14 protein-coding genes are annotated in these 15,735 nt (G+C 72.6%); 6 read left to right on the top strand and 8 right to left on the bottom strand.

Translation table 11 applies throughout. The features are described from left to right. Positions 1-419: 419 nt before the first annotated feature. From ald to ACIPYW_RS09770, 4 genes are all read right to left on the bottom strand, one after another. Positions 420-1,520 carry an alanine dehydrogenase gene (gene ald / locus ACIPYW_RS09785; protein WP_400412929.1) on the bottom strand — a complete coding sequence of 367 codons (1,101 nt, stop codon included), beginning with the start codon at positions 1,518-1,520 and terminating at the stop codon, positions 420-422. Positions 1,521-1,640: 120 nt separating this feature from the next. Then, a complete protein-coding gene (locus tag ACIPYW_RS09780; RefSeq protein WP_400412927.1) occupies positions 1,641-3,041 on the bottom strand; it encodes an FAD-binding oxidoreductase in 1,401 nt (466 codons plus the stop codon). Positions 3,042-3,069: 28 nt separating this feature from the next. Beyond that, positions 3,070-4,053, bottom strand: coding sequence for a helix-turn-helix domain-containing protein (locus tag ACIPYW_RS09775; RefSeq protein WP_400412925.1), 984 nt, complete (start codon positions 4,051-4,053; stop codon positions 3,070-3,072). Positions 4,054-4,126: 73 nt separating this feature from the next. Further along, entirely contained in the window at positions 4,127-5,089 is a 963-nt protein-coding gene (locus ACIPYW_RS09770; RefSeq protein ID WP_290131092.1) for a sugar-binding transcriptional regulator, read from the bottom strand. A 189-nt stretch (positions 5,090-5,278) separates the two neighbouring features. On the opposite strand from ACIPYW_RS09770, the gene ACIPYW_RS09765 reads away from it, so the two are divergent. After that, on the top strand, positions 5,279-7,021 hold the full coding sequence (locus ACIPYW_RS09765) for an FAD-dependent oxidoreductase (RefSeq protein ID WP_400412924.1): 1,743 nt from the start codon (positions 5,279-5,281) through the stop codon (positions 7,019-7,021). A 117-nt stretch (positions 7,022-7,138) separates the two neighbouring features. Here ACIPYW_RS09765 and ACIPYW_RS09760 read toward each other — a convergent pair whose 3' ends face one another. Both ACIPYW_RS09760 and ykgO read right to left on the bottom strand, forming a co-directional pair. Continuing rightward, entirely contained in the window at positions 7,139-7,795 is a 657-nt protein-coding gene (locus ACIPYW_RS09760; protein ID WP_400412922.1) for a histidine phosphatase family protein, read from the bottom strand. Between the two features lie 28 nt (positions 7,796-7,823). Continuing rightward, complete coding sequence (gene ykgO, locus ACIPYW_RS09755; protein ID WP_022905672.1) at positions 7,824-7,946, bottom strand: type B 50S ribosomal protein L36; 123 nt, start codon at positions 7,944-7,946, stop codon at positions 7,824-7,826. A gap of 46 nt (positions 7,947-7,992) precedes the next feature. Here ykgO and ACIPYW_RS09750 point away from each other — a divergent pair, with 46 nt between their 5' ends. Further along, on the top strand, positions 7,993-9,045 hold the full coding sequence (locus tag ACIPYW_RS09750) for a GTP-binding protein (protein WP_400412921.1): 1,053 nt from the start codon (positions 7,993-7,995) through the stop codon (positions 9,043-9,045). A 230-nt stretch (positions 9,046-9,275) separates the two neighbouring features. Here ACIPYW_RS09750 and ACIPYW_RS09745 read toward each other — a convergent pair whose 3' ends face one another. Then, a complete protein-coding gene (locus ACIPYW_RS09745; RefSeq protein WP_400412919.1) occupies positions 9,276-10,790 on the bottom strand; it encodes an MFS transporter in 1,515 nt (504 codons plus the stop codon). 211 nt (positions 10,791-11,001) lie between these two features. On the opposite strand from ACIPYW_RS09745, the gene ACIPYW_RS09740 reads away from it, so the two are divergent. Then, positions 11,002-11,526: a DinB family protein gene (locus tag ACIPYW_RS09740; protein ID WP_400412918.1), complete on the top strand. Its 525-nt coding sequence runs from the start codon at positions 11,002-11,004 to the stop codon at positions 11,524-11,526. Between the two features lie 179 nt (positions 11,527-11,705). On the opposite strand, the gene ACIPYW_RS09735 is transcribed toward ACIPYW_RS09740, so the two are convergent. Then, the gene (locus ACIPYW_RS09735) at positions 11,706-12,671 is read right to left on the bottom strand and encodes a sugar-binding transcriptional regulator (protein ID WP_400412917.1); all 966 of its coding nucleotides are present in this window, start codon (positions 12,669-12,671) and stop codon (positions 11,706-11,708) included. 124 nt (positions 12,672-12,795) lie between these two features. On the opposite strand from ACIPYW_RS09735, the gene ACIPYW_RS09730 reads away from it, so the two are divergent. The 3 genes from ACIPYW_RS09730 to ACIPYW_RS09720 are packed head-to-tail and all read left to right on the top strand — an operon-like array spanning position 12,796 to position 15,681. Further along, entirely contained in the window at positions 12,796-13,872 is a 1,077-nt protein-coding gene (locus ACIPYW_RS09730) for an outer membrane lipoprotein carrier protein LolA (protein WP_400412916.1), read from the top strand. Then, entirely contained in the window at positions 13,869-14,825 is a 957-nt protein-coding gene (locus tag ACIPYW_RS09725) for an ABC transporter ATP-binding protein (RefSeq protein ID WP_400412914.1), read from the top strand. Before ACIPYW_RS09730 ends, ACIPYW_RS09725 begins: the two co-directional genes overlap by 4 nt. Next, a complete protein-coding gene (locus ACIPYW_RS09720; RefSeq protein ID WP_400412913.1) occupies positions 14,812-15,681 on the top strand; it encodes an ABC transporter permease in 870 nt (289 codons plus the stop codon). The genes ACIPYW_RS09725 and ACIPYW_RS09720 overlap by 14 nt, the downstream gene beginning before the upstream one ends. The last annotated feature ends 54 nt before the right edge of the window (positions 15,682-15,735 follow it).

Here is a 15,735-nt window from a genome sequence, read left to right as displayed (position 1 = left end):
GCGTGGCGGGGGGGGGGGGCTGGTCTGTGGCGTGTGGGGGTAGGCGCGCCGCCCCCCCCGGGGGGGGGGGGGGGGGCGGGGGGCCGGGGGGGGGGGGCGGGGGGGGGGCCCCCCCCGCCCGGCCACGAGACTCGGCGGCCCGACCACGAGTCTCGGCCCAGCGGCGCCGAGACTCGGCGTGGCGGACAGTCCTCGCGCTCTGACTCGCGAGGACTGTCCGCCTGCACGAGACTCGGCTCACCGGAACGGAACCGACGGGGCGGGGGCGCACTGTGCCCCCCCCGACCGGTCCGCGGTACCACGAGACTCGGCCGGGCTTCCCCGAGACTCGGCGTGAGCGTCACCTCGCGCGCTCGAGCGCGCGAGAAGTGACGCTCACCACGAGACTCGCCGCACGCACGGCCGCACGGCCAGCGGCGTCAGCGCGCGGCGGCCGCCAGTCCGTGCGCGGCGGCGACGGCCTCGTTCGTGACCTGCCCCGCGTGCACGTTCAACCCGGACGCGAGCGCGGGGTCGTCCGCGAGTGCCTGCTCCCACCCGCGGTCGGCGATCGCGACGGCGTACGGCAGCGTCGCGTTCGTCAGCGAGATCGTCGACGTGCGCGGCACCGCACCGGGCATGTTCGCGACGCAGTAGTACACCGCGTCGTGCACGCGGAACGTCGGGTCGTCGTGCGTCGTCGGGCGGGAGCCCTCGAAGCACCCGCCCTGGTCGATGGCGATGTCGACGAGCACCGACCCGGGCTGCATGTCGGCGACCATCGCGTCCGTCACGAGCTTCGGCGCCGAGGCCCCGGGGATGAGCACCGACCCGATCACGAGGTCGGCGGACGCCAGGGCCGACGCGATCGCGTGCGACGAGGACCGCAGGGTCGTGATGCGTCCGTCGAACCGGGCGTCGAGCGCACGGAGGCGGGGCAGGCTGATGTCGAAGACGGTGACCTCGGCGCCGAGGCCGAGCGCCATCGTCGCCGCGTGCTCCCCCGCGACACCGCCGCCGATCACGACGACGCGGCCCTTGGGCGCGCCCGGGACCCCGCCGAGCAGCAGCCCGCGCCCGCCGTTCGTCCGCATGAGGTGGTACGCGCCGACCTGCGCGGAGAGGCGCCCGGCGATCTCCGACATCGGCGACAGCAGCGGCAGCGAGCGATCGGGCAGCTGGACGGTCTCGTACGCGATCGCGGTCGCACCCGACTCCATGAGCGCCGTGGTGAGCGCTCGGTCGGCGGCGAGGTGCAGGTAGGTGAAGAGCACCTGCCCGGGTCGGATGGACGCGTACTCGGACGCGACCGGCTCCTTCACCTTGAGGATCATCTCGGCGCGGGCCCACACCTCGTCGGCGGTCGCGACGATCGTGGCACCCGCCGCGGCGTACTCGTCGTCCGGGAACGCGGACCCGACGCCCGCCCCGGCCTGCACGAGGACCTCGTGGCCGTGCAGCATCAGCTCGGCGACACCTGCGGGGGTGGCGGCGACGCGGTACTCGTTGTTCTTGACTTCGGTGGGGACGCCGATCAGCATCACGGACTCCTTCGTGGGCGGTGCTCGTTCGACACCCACGATGCGCCGCGGTTCGTTACGGGGACGTTTCTGCCGAACATCTGCGCACGAACGAGCGCGGACGTGTCACGGGATTCGGCGTCAGAACACCTTGCCCGGGTTGAGGATGCCCTTCGGGTCGAACACCCGGCGGATCCCGCGCTGGAGCTCGAGGACGTCCGTGCCGACCTCGTCCCCGAGGTGGTGCCGCTTCAGGACCCCCACCCCGTGCTCCCCGGTGAGCGTGCCGCCGAGTTCGATCGCCGCCCGGAAGAGCGCGTCGGCGGCGTCCCACACCTTCTGCGGCACGACCTCGCCGTCGAACACGAAGTTCGGGTGCAGGTTGCCGTCCCCGGCGTGGGCGCAGGTCGGGATCGGCAGGTCGAACTCGCGGCCGATCGCCTCGACCCGGTCGAACATCTCGGCGAGGCGGCTGCGCGGCACGGCGACGTCCTCGATGAGCACCCGCCCGCGCGCGGCCATCGCCGCGTGGAACGAGCGGCGGATCGTGAGCAGTCGGTCGCGTTCGGCGGCCGACCCCGCCAGGCCGACGGTCCCGCCCTCGGCCTGGAGGCGCGGCACGGCGCCCAGCGCGTCCCGCGTCGCGTCCGGGCCGTCGTACTCCACGAGGAGGAACACCCCGCCTTCCTGGCCGCTCCCCACGGTCTCCGCCACCACGCTCGGCCCGAGGTGGTCGGCGATGTAGCCGAGCGACGAGGCGTCGAGGAGTTCGACGGTCGAGGGCCGGGCGGCACCGTCCGCGGACGCCGCGACGATCGCGGCCGACGCCGCTGCCGCCCGGTGCACCGTCGGGAAGACCGCGCCGAGCGTGGCGGGTTCGCCGGCCGGGACCGGCACGAGCCGGACGGTGGCGGCGACGATGACCCCGAGGGTGCCCTCCGAGCCGACCAGGAGCGACGTGAGGTCGAGGCCGGTCACACCCTTGACCGTGCGGTGGCCCGTGGAGACGAGCCGGCCGTCGGCGAGGACCACGTCGAGTCCGAGCACGGCTTCGCGCGTGACGCCGTACTTCACGCAGCGCAGGCCCCCGGCGTTCGTCGCGATGTTGCCGCCGACGCTCGCGATCGCCGCACTCGCGGGATCGGGCGCGAAGCGGAGTCCGTGGTGCGCGACGGCCTCGTTCAGGGCGCCGTTCAGCACGCCCGGCTCGACGACCGCGAGCTCGTCCTCCGGCGAGACCTCGAGGATGCGGTCCATCCGCGCGACGCTGAGCACGACCGAGCCGTCGGTCCCGTTCGCGCCGCCGGCCAGACCGGTGCCGGCACCGCGCGGGACGACTGGGACTCCGAGCGCCGAGCACGTCCGGAGCGTGGCCTGCACGTGCTCGACGGAGCGGGCCTCGACCACGGCGAGCGGTGCCCCGTCCGCGACCCAGCCGGACCCGTCGGTGCGGGATGCGTCGACCACGGCGTCGTCGGTGCGAACGAGCCCACCGTCCGGGTCGGCGAGGGCGGTGCGGAGGGCGGCGACGACGGAGTCCATGCCCCGCACGCTACCTCGGACGGTCGGGTCAGCCGGCTCGGAGCGACGCACTGGGCAACTCGCCGAACCGCGACCGGTAGGACGCCGAGAACCGACCGAGGTGGCCGAAGCCCCAGTTGCGGGCGATCTCGGCGACGGTGGTGCCGTCGGGGGCCCCGCGGAGCAGGTCGGTCCGTGCGCCGTCGAGTCGGGCGGCGCGCAGCACGTCGCCCGGGGTCTGCCCGAGGTTGCGCTTGAGCGACTGCTGCAGACCACGGGGGCTGAGCCCCGAGGCCGCGGCGATCTCGGGCGTCCCGATGGGCTCGCGCGCGTGGTCGTGCACGAACTCGAGCGCCCGCCGGAGCCGGTCGTGCTCGGGCCCCGTGCCGGTGACGGCGGCCCGGAAGCGGCTGCGCTCGGGGAACGCGGCGACCGCGGCCCGGACGAACGCCTCGGCGATGTCGCGCTGCTCGACCGGCCCGACGTCGTTGCCCACGTCGAGCCACCGCGACGAGTGCGCCCGGACGGTGTCCTGCCAGATGCGTCGCCCTTCGGCCGTGGGACGCCGCAGCGGCTCGAACGCGAAGTCGTCGTCGCCGACCACCGACCGGACGAAGTCGCGGTCGAGGTGGACGAGGTTGAGCGCGATGTCACGGTGGTGCAGCACGTAGGGCGAGCCGAACGGCAGGATGGTCGGCACGCCGACCTCGAGGTCGACCGACTCGCCACCGAACGTGATCGTGCTCGACCCCGAACGCATCCAGGCGACGAGGAACGCGTCGTCGGTCATGCTCTCGGTCTGCAGGTCCACCCCGAAGCGCGACGAACGGAGGGACATGCGGTCGTCGCCGACCCCCGCGAAGTCCCACGGGGTCTGCTGGTGCGTCCGCCGGACCCGGGGCGCGCGGAAGTCGTAGCCGTCGCCGAAGAAGGCCATCGCTTCGTCGACGTCGTTGCCGACGAGACGCCGGAACGATCGGGACTCGACCGAGGACGCCGTCGTCGACGGGGTGGTCTCGCTGGTGGGCACCATGACGTCGAACCTACGGGCCACCACCGACACCGCCCCGCGCGATGCGGACAAACGGCTGGTCACCGCGGCGGTGTCACGGCTGCAGGATGGCCTGCCCGATGCTCTCGTCGATGATGAGGTCCGTCACGAGGCCCGCTGCCAGGGCGCCACGGAGCGAGGCAGCCTTCGACCGACCGGCCACGACGCACACCCGCCGCGGCGCGTGCTTGATCGTGTCGAGGTCCGGCCCGCCCGCCCGCGCGTTGACGCCGATGTCCTTCCACGAGCCGTCCGCCCGGTAGAACACGGTCGAGACGTCGCCGACGACCTTGGCGCGCACGAGCTCCTGCTGGTCCGCCGGGTCGAGGTAGCCGCCCGAGTACACGTGCGACGGCACCGGGGCCTGCGGTGCACCGACGCCGAAGACGACGAGGTCCATGCGCTCGTGCAGGTCGAGCACGCGGCGGATCGACCGCTCCTTGAACAGCATCTCCTTCGTCGCGGGGTCGTCGAAGAACGCCGGTACCGGGAACTGCTGCACGAAGGCGCCGTACGCCTCCCCGAACCTGCGGAGGATCTCGGACGCGTAGACGATGCCCGTCGTGCGGGTGTTCGCGGCGCCGTTCACCTGGACGATCGTGGACCCGTGCGTCGTCTTCGGCACGAGGTACCGGCTGACCGCGCTCACCGTCGAACCCCACGAGATGCCGATGACCATGTTCGAGTCGATGTACTGCGTGAGGATCCGGGCGGCGGACAGCGCTACCCGCTCCAGACGGTCGACGTCGCTCGTGTGGTCGGGCACCGGGACGACGTGCGCGTGCACCCCGAAGCGGGACCGGATCGACCGGCTGAGCGCGGCCGCCTGGTCGAGGGGCGACCGGATCTGGATGTCCACCAGACCGGTGTCCCGCGCGTACTTCAGCAGCCGCGACACCGACGACCGGGACGTCCCGAGCTCGTCCGCGATGGCGTCCATCGTGAGGTCCTGCAGGTAGTACAGGTGCGCGGCGCGCAGCGCCTGTTGGGTGCGCACGGGCTGGGCGGCGTCGCTCATGGTGCTCCGATCTGTTGCACCGCAACCATGCACGGACGTGCACGGCCTCTGCAACCCCTGTCGCGCCTCCCGGCCGGGTCGGGAGCGACCACGACAGGTGTGCTGCACGTTCGTGCACGCAAGTTGCCCAGCCTCCCACCCAGGAGCACGATCGATCCCGAACCAACCGATCGACCAAGGAAGCGACACATGTCGAAGAAGACGCAGCCCCGGAACACGGTGAGCGCCCTCAAGGAGCGCCCCAACGCCCAGGTCCTCATCGTCGGTGGTGGCATCAACGGCATCGCCACCTTCCGCGACCTCGCCCTGCAGGGTGTCGACGTCGCGCTCGTCGAGCGCGGCGACTACGCGAGCGGCGCCTCGGCCGCCTCGAGCCACATGATCCACGGCGGCATCCGCTACCTCGAGAACGGCGAGTTCCGCCTCGTCCGCGAGAGCGTGCAGGAGCGCAACGGCCTCATCCGCATCGCCCCGCACTACGTCAAGCCGCTGCAGACGACGATGCCGATCTTCTCGACGTTCTCCGGCATCATGAACGCCCCGCTGCGGATGCTCACGCACAAGCAGCGCTCGACGAAGGAACGCGGCGCAGCGCTCATCAAGATCGGCATGACGATCTACGACTCGTTCTCGCGCGACGGCGGTTCGGTGCCGAAGCACCGCTTCCTCACGAAGAAGGCGGCCCTCGCGGACATGCCGGCGCTCAACAAGGACCTCAAGTACACGGGCACCTACTACGACGCCTCCGTGCACGAGCCGGAGCGCCTCGCGCTCGACGTCCTCAAGGACGGCCTCGCCGCGGGCACCGGTACGGGTTCGGCAGCGACGGCCCGCGCGGTCAACTACGTCGAGGCCGCCGGCACCCGTGACGGCGGCGTCCTGCTCCGCGACCGCGAGACCGGTTCGGAGTTCACCTTCACCGCTGACGTCGTGATCAACGCGTCCGGCCCGTGGACCGACCTCACCAACGAGGCGTTCGGCGGCGAGACGAAGTTCATGGGCGGCACGAAGGGCTCCCACATCGTCGTGCACAACGACGAGCTGCTCGAGGCCACCAAGGGCCGCGAGCTGTTCTTCGAGAACGATGACGGACGCATCGTCCTCATCTACCCGCTCAAGGGCCGGGTGCTCATCGGCACGACCGACATCGACGCCGACCCGTCGCAGCCGGTGACGACCACCGAGGAGGAGATCGACTACTTCTTCGGGCTCGTGAAGCACGTCTTCCCGCAGATCGAGGTCACCCGCGACCACATCGTCTACAGCTACTCCGGCATCCGGCCGCTCCCCCGTCACGAGGACACCGCCCCCGGGTTCGTCTCCCGCGACTACCGGATCGTGGACACCGAGATCGCCGGCCTGCCGGACTCGACCGTGCTGTCGCTCGTCGGCGGCAAGTGGACCACGTTCCGTGCCCTCGCCGCACACCTCTCCACCGAGGCCACGACGAAGCTCGGCGTCTCCCGGAAGGTCGACACCACCGGCATGGCGATCGGTGGCGGCAAGGACTTCCCGGCGACGGACGCCCAGCGTGCACTGTGGATCAAGTCGCACCGCGACGGCCTGGACGCCGGCCTCGTCGAGGGCCTGCTCGAGCGCTACGGCACCCGCGCCGCCGAGGTCGTGGACGTCCTCACCGACGGTCCGGTCGAGGCGCTCGAGTCCGACCCGAAGCTCACCCGCGCCGAGGTCGCGTACTTCGCCGAGCACGAGCAGGCCGTCCACCTGGTCGACGTGGTGCTGCGGCGCACGAACCTCGCGTTCGTCGGCGGGGTCACCATCGACCTGCTCGACGAGCTCGCCGACGTCCTCGCCGGGACCCTCGGTTGGACCGCGGAGGAGCGCGCCGACGAGGTCCAGCGCACGCTCGACGTGCTCCGTGAGTCGCACGGCGTGATCGTGCCGCTGCACACGGCGGCGCAGCCCGCGTAGTCCACGCGATCACAGAACGGACTGGAGGCCCGGTACCAGCTGGTACCGGGCCTCCAGTCCGTGGTCGCGTCGCGCGACGCGCCGGTCCGTCGCGTGGTCGCGTCGCGCGACGCGCCGTCAGAAGCGCTCGCCCGTCGGGTCCTGCGCACTCCGGTCGATGAGGTCCTCGCCACCGACGGGCTCGCCCTCCCAGTCGACCAGGCGCCAGCCGTCGTCGAACGAGCCCTCGAGCTCGACGATCCCGGTGTTCTCCAGGTGCCGCTTCGTGCCGAACTCGTCCGGCGTGTTCTGCGCGACCGCGCTCGCCCACGTCCGGATGGCGGCGCCGTGGCTGACCGCCGCCGCGACCTCGACCCCGGTCGACTCGATCCGGCGGACCGCGTCCTCGTAGCGCGCGAAGAACTCGGTGCCGCTCTCCGCGCCGGGCATGCGGCTCTCGCGGTCCCCCTGCGACCATCCGTGCACGGTCGCGATGTATGTCTGCACGGACACCTTGTCGCTCTTGCCCTGGGTGTCCCCAGCCTCGATCTCGCGGAGGCCGTCCAGCACCTCCGGCTCGAGGCCGAGCGCGGCGGCGAGCGGTGCCGCGGTCAGTTGCGTCCGGACCATCGTCGAGACGAAGAGCCGCTCGATGCCGCGGTCGGCGAGTGCCGCCGGGAGCGCCTCGGCCTGCTGCTCCCCGAGCTCGGTGAGTCCGGGGCCGGGCACCTCGGCGTCGAGGATGCCGTGCACGTTCGCGGGGGTCTGGCCGTGGCGGATGAGCAGCAGTCGCATGGTGCCACCCTACGGACGGGTGCCGGTGTCAGCCCTGCCGGGTGTTCCACCGCGGGTTCTGCTTGTTGATGACGTAGACGCGGCCCCGGCGGCGCACCACCTGCGAGCCGGGGATCTTCTTCAGCGCCTTGAGCGAGTTGCGGACCTTCACTGCTGGACCTCCTAGTTGATAACAGTTCTCATGTAGAGTACCGCACATGCGTCCCGCCGCCATCACCCTCGTCTCCGCCCTGCACGACTCCGACGCCGACGAACTCGCCGCGCGCCTGGTCGACGACGGCAGGACCCGTGCCCACCGGATGCGCGTGCACGGCACTGCACTCCCCGTCGCTCGGGCGGTGGCCGAACGCGCCGATCAACTGGACCGGACGTGCGGGCCGGACGCCGACCACGGGCTCGTCGTCTCCCTCGCCGCCGGCACCGACGTCCGCGCCGTCGGCATGATGCTCGCGAACGCGGCGCGGTCCGAGACGGGGGACGACCGCGTCCTCCGACACGTCGTCGCCGTCCTCCGTGCCGACGAGGTCGCGAACCTGCTCTGGAGCGACGTGGACGACGCGTTCGTCGCGGCGGAGCGGGTGGCGTCGATCGTCGAGTACGCCACGGTGATCGCGCTGGACCGGCTCGGACCGCTCTCCGGGCGTCGGCGACGTGCGCTCGTCGCCCTGCTGCACCGGATGGCGCCGCACACGCTCATCGTCGCGGCACGAGCGGTCCGCGGCCCGCTCGACCTCCCGGTCTCGAACGGCGGGGCTGCCCGTCTGCTCGCAGGCGGTGCCGGATGGATGCGAGCGCTCTCGTCGGGTGCCGACCTCGACGTCCCGCCGCGCGGTGTCGGGGACGACCTCGTGACGATGCGGTACCGCGAGCCGTTCCCGTTCCACCCCGACCGGCTGGCGACCGTGATCGCGGAGGACCTCACGCCCGGGGTGAACGGACGGGTGCTCCGGTCGAAGGGCTTCTTCCGACTCGCTTCCCGGCCGGACCACGTCGGGGCGTGGTCGAGCTTCGGCGCCATGCTCGCGCTCGACCCCACCGCGAACCGCTCGTGGGACGCGGACGCACCGGTCGGGCAGGCGCTCTGGTTCGTCGGGGAACGGCTCGACGTGCGCGGGGTCGAGCGGGCACTGGACTCGGCGCTCCTCACCCCAGACGAAGTGCTCGCCGGACCGGAGGTCTGGCGCACGTGGGCGGACCCGTTCCCGGTGTGGCCCGCGCTCGACCCGTCGCACGAGCAGCGGGGCGACTGAGGCAGGGGCGGCCGGGTCGGCCGGAGCAGACGGGGCGGCCGGGGCGGCCGGGGCGGCGCTCCGCCAGGGCACGGGCGGTGACCCGTCGTCGAACGACGCGGTGGTCGTCGTCCGACAGCGGCCGCGCCGCAGTCCCGCGTCGGCACCAGCCAGCGCGCGCAACGGGCGACGGCGCCGCGGTCCTTCGACAACGGCGCCGTCGTTCGACAGCGTCCCCCGCGAGGCTCCCGTCAGCGCCCGGCGGGCTCCGGCGCTGCCTCGGCGGCACGCACGGCGTCGGCGGCCGCGAACGGCAGGTCCCCGAGGTCGAGGTTCGGGTTCGTGTCCTGCGTCAGCACGAGCTCGCGCGCCTCGGCCTCCGTCTCGACCGCGGGCATCGAGCCAGGGAGCGGCCGCTGCGACGACTCCTTCATGCAGAACACCCCGACGGCCCCGAGCGCGCTCATCGCCATGAGGAAGTACGCCGGCGCGAGCTGGTCGCCCGTCCAGGTCAGCAGCGCCTGGACGATCAGCGGGGTCGTCCCACCGAAGACCGCGATCGCGATGTTGTACGCGAACCCCATCGCTCCGTACCGCGTCGAGGTCGGGAACAGCGCGGGGAGGGACGCCGCCTGGTTCGAGACCCAGAGGGCGGTCATGAGGGCGAGGAGGGCGAGACCGAGCAGCGTCGACCACTGCGCTCCGTGGGCGATGAGCAGGAACGCCGGGACGACGAGGACCACGGTGGTCGCGGCCCCGATCCACATGACGACCCGGCGGCCGAGGCGGTCCGAGAGCCGACCGGTCAGCGGCAGCATCACGGCGAGCAGCACGAGCACGGGGATGGTGAGGAGCGTGCCGTCGAGCGCGGAGTACCCGAGCGAGTCGGTGAGGTACGTCGGCATGTACGAGGTCAGCGCGTACCCGACCGTGTTCGACGCGGCGACGAGCATCACCGCGATGAGGATCGGACGCCAGTGGTCGCGGACCATGGCGAACACGCTCGTCGGGCGGTCACCGGTGGCGTCGGCACGTGCTTCTGCGGAGGCCTCCTGCGCGGCCTGGGTCGCTTGGAAGACGGGCGACTCCTCGATGCGCAGGCGGAAGTAGATCGCCACGACGCCGATCACCCCGGCGAGCAGGAACGGCACGCGCCAGCCCCAGGCCGTCATCGTGGCGTCGCCCAGTGTGAGCTGGAGCACGGTCACCACCGTGGCACCGAGCGCGAAGCCCATGTAGCTGCCGAAGTCGAGGATGCTCGCGAAGAACCCACGGCGGCGGTCCGGGGCGTACTCGGTGACGAACGTCGTCGCGCCGGCGTACTCACCGCCGGTCGAGAAGCCCTGCAGGAGCTTGAGCACCACGAGCACGACGGGCGCGAGGGCACCGATGGTCGCGTAGGCGGGGAGTGCGCCGATGAGGAACGTCGAGGTCGCCATCAGGATGAGCGTCGTCGCGAGGACGCGCTGCCGACCGAGCCGGTCGCCCAGCCGCCCGAACACGATCCCGCCGAGCGGCCTGGCGATGTACGTCGCCGCGAACACGCCGAGGCTGAAGAGGATCTGCACCGCGGGCTCCGCGGTCGGCAGGAAGACCTTCCCCATCGTGACGGCGAGGTACCCGTAGACCCCGACGTCGTACCACTCCATCGTGTTGCCGACCACCATGCCGCCGACGGCTCGGCGCATCATGCTCTTGTCGACCACGGTGACGTCGCTCACACGGAGTCGACGTCGCTGCTCGGTACTGCTGGGGTCGGATCCCATCGGTTCCTCTCTTGGGGGACGGCATGGCCGTCGAGCGGCCGGACGGGCCGCCGGGGGTCGGTCGGACAGCCAGCGACGTTACCGAGCGACCGACATGTCACTGTGTGGGCATTCACAGGGAACGGCGTGTCACCCGGACGGGGGTCACCGCCCCATCGGCGCGGACACGGGGAAGCGCGGAACCTGAATCACGAACGGGTAACGTTCGGACATGGCGATCGAACCCGAGACGAAGAGCTGGACGTGGGTCATCGGTGCGACGTGCCCCGAGTGCGGCTTCGACGGACGCGCGGTGTCCGTCCGCGACGTCCCCGGCGTCATCGAGGAGAACACCGCGGCGTGGCCGGCGGTCCTGGAGCGCGACGACGTCCGCGTCCGCCCGGACGACCACACCTGGTCACCGCTCGAGTACGCCGCGCACGTGCGTGACGTGCACCGGAGGATGGCCGAGCGGCTCGCGCTCATGCTCGAGCAGGACGGACCGACGTTCCCGAACTGGGACCAGGACGCCACCGCGGTCGAGGACGACTACGCCGCGCAGGACCCGGCGACGGTCGGCGGGGAGTTGGTCGACGCCGGCCGACGTGCGGCCGCCGCGTTCGCGGCGGTCCGCGACGCGGACCTCGACCGGACCGGACTGCGGTCGGACGGCAGCGCGTTCACGGTCGCGACCCTCGCGACCTACTACGCGCACGACCCGGTGCACCACCTCTGGGACGTGCGGCGCACGCGGTAGGCGACCCGCGCCTCCCGGCCTGGAGGCACGGCACGCCTCCGCCACGGCCGTCCCGTCCCGTTTCGTCCCGTCCCGTCTCGCCTGGTCCACGGGACGCGCGCGTCCCGACGAACCGCGCGATGATCGACCAGCGCGACGTCGAACCGCGCGCGTTTCGTCACCCGGCGAGGGGGTGCGCATCAGGTGAGCGCGTCGAGGACGGCGCGCGCGGTGGCGGCGTCGGTGACGAGCTCGTTCACCAGGCCACCGCGCACCGCGCCGAGGATGCTCGTCGCCTTGCCGGGACCGACCGCGACGCCCACGGCGTGCGGGACGGCCGCGAGGACCTCGCGGGAGGTCCGCACCATCCGGTCGCTGCCCGGGAACTCCACCGCCGAGCCGTCCGCGGCGAAGAAGTTGAGGCAGACGTCGCCGGCAGCTCGGTCGAAGGCCTCGTCCTCGACCGGCAGGCCGCGCGCGAGCTCGTGCCGGGTGACGACGGGAGCGCCGATCCCGAGCAACGCCCCCTTCGCCCGCCGCCAGAGCCCGACGACGTGCTGGAAGGCCGGGTCGTCGTCGAGCGAAGCCCGCAGCGTCTCGCTCGGGAGGGCCGGCGCGAACAGGAACGCCGGGATCGCGCCGGACCGCTCGGCGGCGGCGCGGGTGATCTCGTTCGTCTGGAACCAGCGGTTCGGGTCGGCCTGTCCTCCGACGGTCGGGACGAGCTGCACGCCCGGCATCGGCGGCAGGCCGGTGTGCGCGAGGTCGTGGACGGTGCTGCCCGAGGAGACCAGGACGGCGTCACCGGGCGCGAGGGCCATCGCCTCGATCGCCGCGGCGACGGGCGCTGCGAGGTCGGCCCCGAGCGTCGCCTGGTGGGTGACGGCGGCGAGTCGGACGGCGCGGAGACCGAGCGCGTCGCGGAGCTCGGCGGCGAGCGCGACGGTCTCGTCGCGGAACGGGTCGACGACCTCGATGCGGACGAGGCCGGCGCGGCGGGCCTCGGAGACGAGTCGACTCACGGTCGGTCGGGACACCCCGAGGCGGTCGGCGATCTCGGCCTGGGTGGCGTCCTCGAGGTAGTACATCCGCGCTGCCTGGTACACGGTGTCGAGCGGGAACCGGGAGCGGGCACCCTCCGGCTGGACGGAGGGCTCGGTGGACACGCGACCGATCGTAGCCGGAGCACGTGATCCCCAGCCGACTGTCGGTTGCCGGACGTACGGTGCTGCCGACTCCACCGCACCACGTGCCTCCGCACCGGGTGCCATGCACCACCGAGGGGATCCGATGAAGAAGTCAGCCTGGCTGCCCGCCGTCATCGCACCGGTCGTCGTCGCCGGCGCCGTCGCGGCACCGATGATCGCGAACGCCGCGTCGACCCCGATCGCCGGGTCCGACCCGAGCGCGGCGGACGTCATCGCCAGCGTCGCGCAGTCGTCCGACGCGCAGTACTCGGGCAAGGTCGAGCAGACGAGCGACCTCGGGCTGCCCGAGCTCCCGTCCGGATCGGGCGGCTCGTCCCTGCAGGGCGACGCGTCGGACGCGCTGAGCATGCTGACCACGTCGCACACCGCGCGCCTGTACGTCGACGGCGCGGACAAGCAGCGTGTGCAGGTGACGACCCAGCTCGCCGAGCAGGACCTCGTGCGCAACGGCTCCGACGTCTGGACGTGGGACTCGAAGCAGCGGGAGGCGACGCACGTCACGCTCCCCGCGAAGGCGGCGGCCCCCGAGGACGGCTCCGTCACGCCGGCGGACCTCGCTCGGAAGGCCATCGACGCGATCACGCCGAGCACGACGGTGTCGAAGCCGACGAGCACCTCGGTCGCCGGCCACGACGCCTGGTCGGTCACCCTCACGCCGCGGACGGGCGACACCCTCGTCGGGTCCGTGCGCCTGGCGGTCGACCAGCAGACCGGTCTCCCGCTGCGGGTGACCGTGTCGGCGAAGGGGCAGGACTCCCCCGCGTTCCAGGTCGGCTTCACGAGCCTCGACTACGGCGCGCCGGCCGCCCGCCTGTTCGACTTCACCCCGCCGAGCGGCGCCGACGTGCACACGAAGGACCTCTCGGACGCGTCCCGTGAGCACGCGGACCACCGCGGACACGACCGCGCGGACGACCGCTCCGGGGCGGGTGTCACGACCACGGGCTCCGGCTGGGACACGATCGCCGAGCTGCCCGCCGGCTCGGCCGACACGTCGGCGCTGGACGCCGACGCGAGCGGGCTGCTCGACCAGCTGACCCGGCCGGTCGACGGCGGACGCGCGGTGCAGACCTCCCTCGTGTCCGTCTACCTGACGAGCGACGGCCGGGTGCTCGCGGGCGCGGTCCCGGTCTCCGCCCTCGTGGCCGCGGCCAAGTGACGGACGCTGCTGCTCCCGACGGGTACGCGATCCGCACCGAGGGCCTGCGGAAGGTCTTCCGGAAGCAGCACGCCGTCGACGGCATCGACCTCGAGGTCCCCCGTGGTGCGGTGTTCGGGTTCCTCGGCCCGAACGGTTCGGGCAAGACGACGACGATCCGGATGCTGCTCGGGCTCACCGGGACGACCGGCGGGACGATCGAGGTCCTCGGTCGCCGGATGCCCGACGCACTGCACGAGGTCCTCCCCCGCGTCGGCGCGCTCGTCGAGGGGCCCGCGTCGTACCCGTACCTGTCCGGCCGGGCGAACCTGTCCCGGTTCGACGCAGCCGACCCGACGACCGACCCCCGCACGAGGAAGGCCCGGGTGGCAGCGGCGCTCGACCGGGTGGGGCTGTCCCACGCGGCCGACAAGAAGGCGCACGCCTACTCGCTCGGCATGAAGCAGCGGCTCGGGCTCGCGAACGCGCTCCTGACGCCACGAGACCTGCTCGTGCTCGACGAACCGACGAACGGCCTCGACCCGCAGGGCACGCGCGAGGTCCGGAACCTCATCCGGTCCCTGGCCGACGACGGCACCACGGTGTTCGTGTCGAGCCACCTCCTGGCGGAGATCGAGCAGGTGTGCACCCACGCCGGGGTGATGCGCGCCGGGAAGCTCGTCGCGCAGGGGTCGCTCGACGAGCTGCGGTCCGCCGGGGTCCGGACCCTGACCGTCCGCACGCCGGACCTCGGTCAGGCGGCCAGCGTCCTCGTGCGCCTCGGGCTCACGCCGCGACACGAGGGCGGTGCGGACGTCCTCGTCGCAGACCTCCCGGCCGCCGTGCTCGCCGAGGACGTCACCGCCGAGCTCGTCCGGGCCGACGTCCGGGTGCGCGGCATCACCGTGGGCGGCGGGACCCTCGAGGACCTGTTCGTCGCGCTCACCGGGGAGGGCTTCGATGTCGCAGCCTGACGCCCCGTCCCGCGCGGACGCCGGCGGCACCGCGATCGCCCGTCGGCGACCCTTCGCGCTGCTCGGCTCCGAACTCGGACTGCTGTTCCGCCGACGCCGCACCTGGGCGATGCTCGGCGCACTCGCGCTCGTCCCGATCCTCATCGCCATCGCGGTCCGCGCCACCACGGGCCCGGACCGCGGCGGGCCGGCGTTCCTCGGCGACATCACGAACAACGGCCTCTTCGTGGCGTTCACCGCGCTGACGGTGTCGATCCCCCTGTTCCTGCCGCTGACCATCGGGGTGGTCTCGGGTGACACGGTCGCGGGCGAGGCGAACCACGGGACCATCCGCTACCTGCTCGTCGCCCCGACCGGTCGCCTGCGCTTCGTGCTCGTGAAGTACGTCGGTACGGTCGCGTTCGCCCTCGCCGCGACGCTCCTGATCGTCCTCGTCGGTGCCGCGATCGGGGCGCTGCTGTTCCCGATCGGCCCGGTGACGCTGCTCTCCGGCACGCAGGTCGGTGGGTGGTCGTACGCGGGCCGGGCCCTGCTGCTCGCGCTGTACGTCGCGATGTCGATGCTCGGGCTCGCGGCGATCGGGCTGTTCGCGTCGACGCTGACGAGCGTGCCGGTCGGGGCGATGGCCGCGACCGTCGTGCTCGCGGGGGCGTCGCAGGTGCTCGACCAGCTGCCGCAGCTCGACTGGCTGCACCCGTTCCTGTTCTCGCACCAGTGGCTCGGGTTCGGTGACCTGCTCCGCGACCCGATCTCGTTCGACTCGTTCGGCGCGAACGCCGTCCTGCAGCTCGGCTACGTGGTCGTGTTCGGGGCGCTGGCGTACAGCCGGTTCGCCACGAAGGACGTCCTGAGCTAGCCCGCGTTCGAGCGCGCCGCGTCCGAGCGCGCCCGCGTCCGAGCACGCCCGCGA

It is taken from the genome of Curtobacterium sp. NPDC089689, assembly GCF_044749145.1.
Classification (GTDB): domain Bacteria; phylum Actinomycetota; class Actinomycetes; order Actinomycetales; family Microbacteriaceae; genus Curtobacterium.
Note: the sequence above shows the minus strand (reverse complement) of the source record. Positions and strands in the feature narration are given on the sequence as shown.

Coding starts and splice junctions, on each gene's coding strand:
- ACIPYW_RS09720 (WP_400412913.1), top strand. CDS start 14,812: ATGTCGCAGCCTGACGCCCCGTCCCGCGCGGACGCCGGCGGCACCGCG.
- ACIPYW_RS09770 (WP_290131092.1), bottom strand. CDS start 5,089: ATGAGCGACGCCGCCCAGCCCGTGCGCACCCAACAGGCGCTGCGCGCC.
- ACIPYW_RS09775 (WP_400412925.1), bottom strand. CDS start 4,053: ATGGTGCCCACCAGCGAGACCACCCCGTCGACGACGGCGTCCTCGGTC.
- ACIPYW_RS09730 (WP_400412916.1), top strand. CDS start 12,796: ATGAAGAAGTCAGCCTGGCTGCCCGCCGTCATCGCACCGGTCGTCGTC.
- ald (WP_400412929.1), bottom strand. CDS start 1,520: ATGCTGATCGGCGTCCCCACCGAAGTCAAGAACAACGAGTACCGCGTC.
- ACIPYW_RS09745 (WP_400412919.1), bottom strand. CDS start 10,790: ATGGGATCCGACCCCAGCAGTACCGAGCAGCGACGTCGACTCCGTGTG.
- ACIPYW_RS09780 (WP_400412927.1), bottom strand. CDS start 3,041: ATGGACTCCGTCGTCGCCGCCCTCCGCACCGCCCTCGCCGACCCGGAC.
- ACIPYW_RS09765 (WP_400412924.1), top strand. CDS start 5,279: ATGTCGAAGAAGACGCAGCCCCGGAACACGGTGAGCGCCCTCAAGGAG.
- ACIPYW_RS09760 (WP_400412922.1), bottom strand. CDS start 7,795: ATGCGACTGCTGCTCATCCGCCACGGCCAGACCCCCGCGAACGTGCAC.
- ACIPYW_RS09740 (WP_400412918.1), top strand. CDS start 11,002: ATGGCGATCGAACCCGAGACGAAGAGCTGGACGTGGGTCATCGGTGCG.
- ACIPYW_RS09750 (WP_400412921.1), top strand. CDS start 7,993: ATGCGTCCCGCCGCCATCACCCTCGTCTCCGCCCTGCACGACTCCGAC.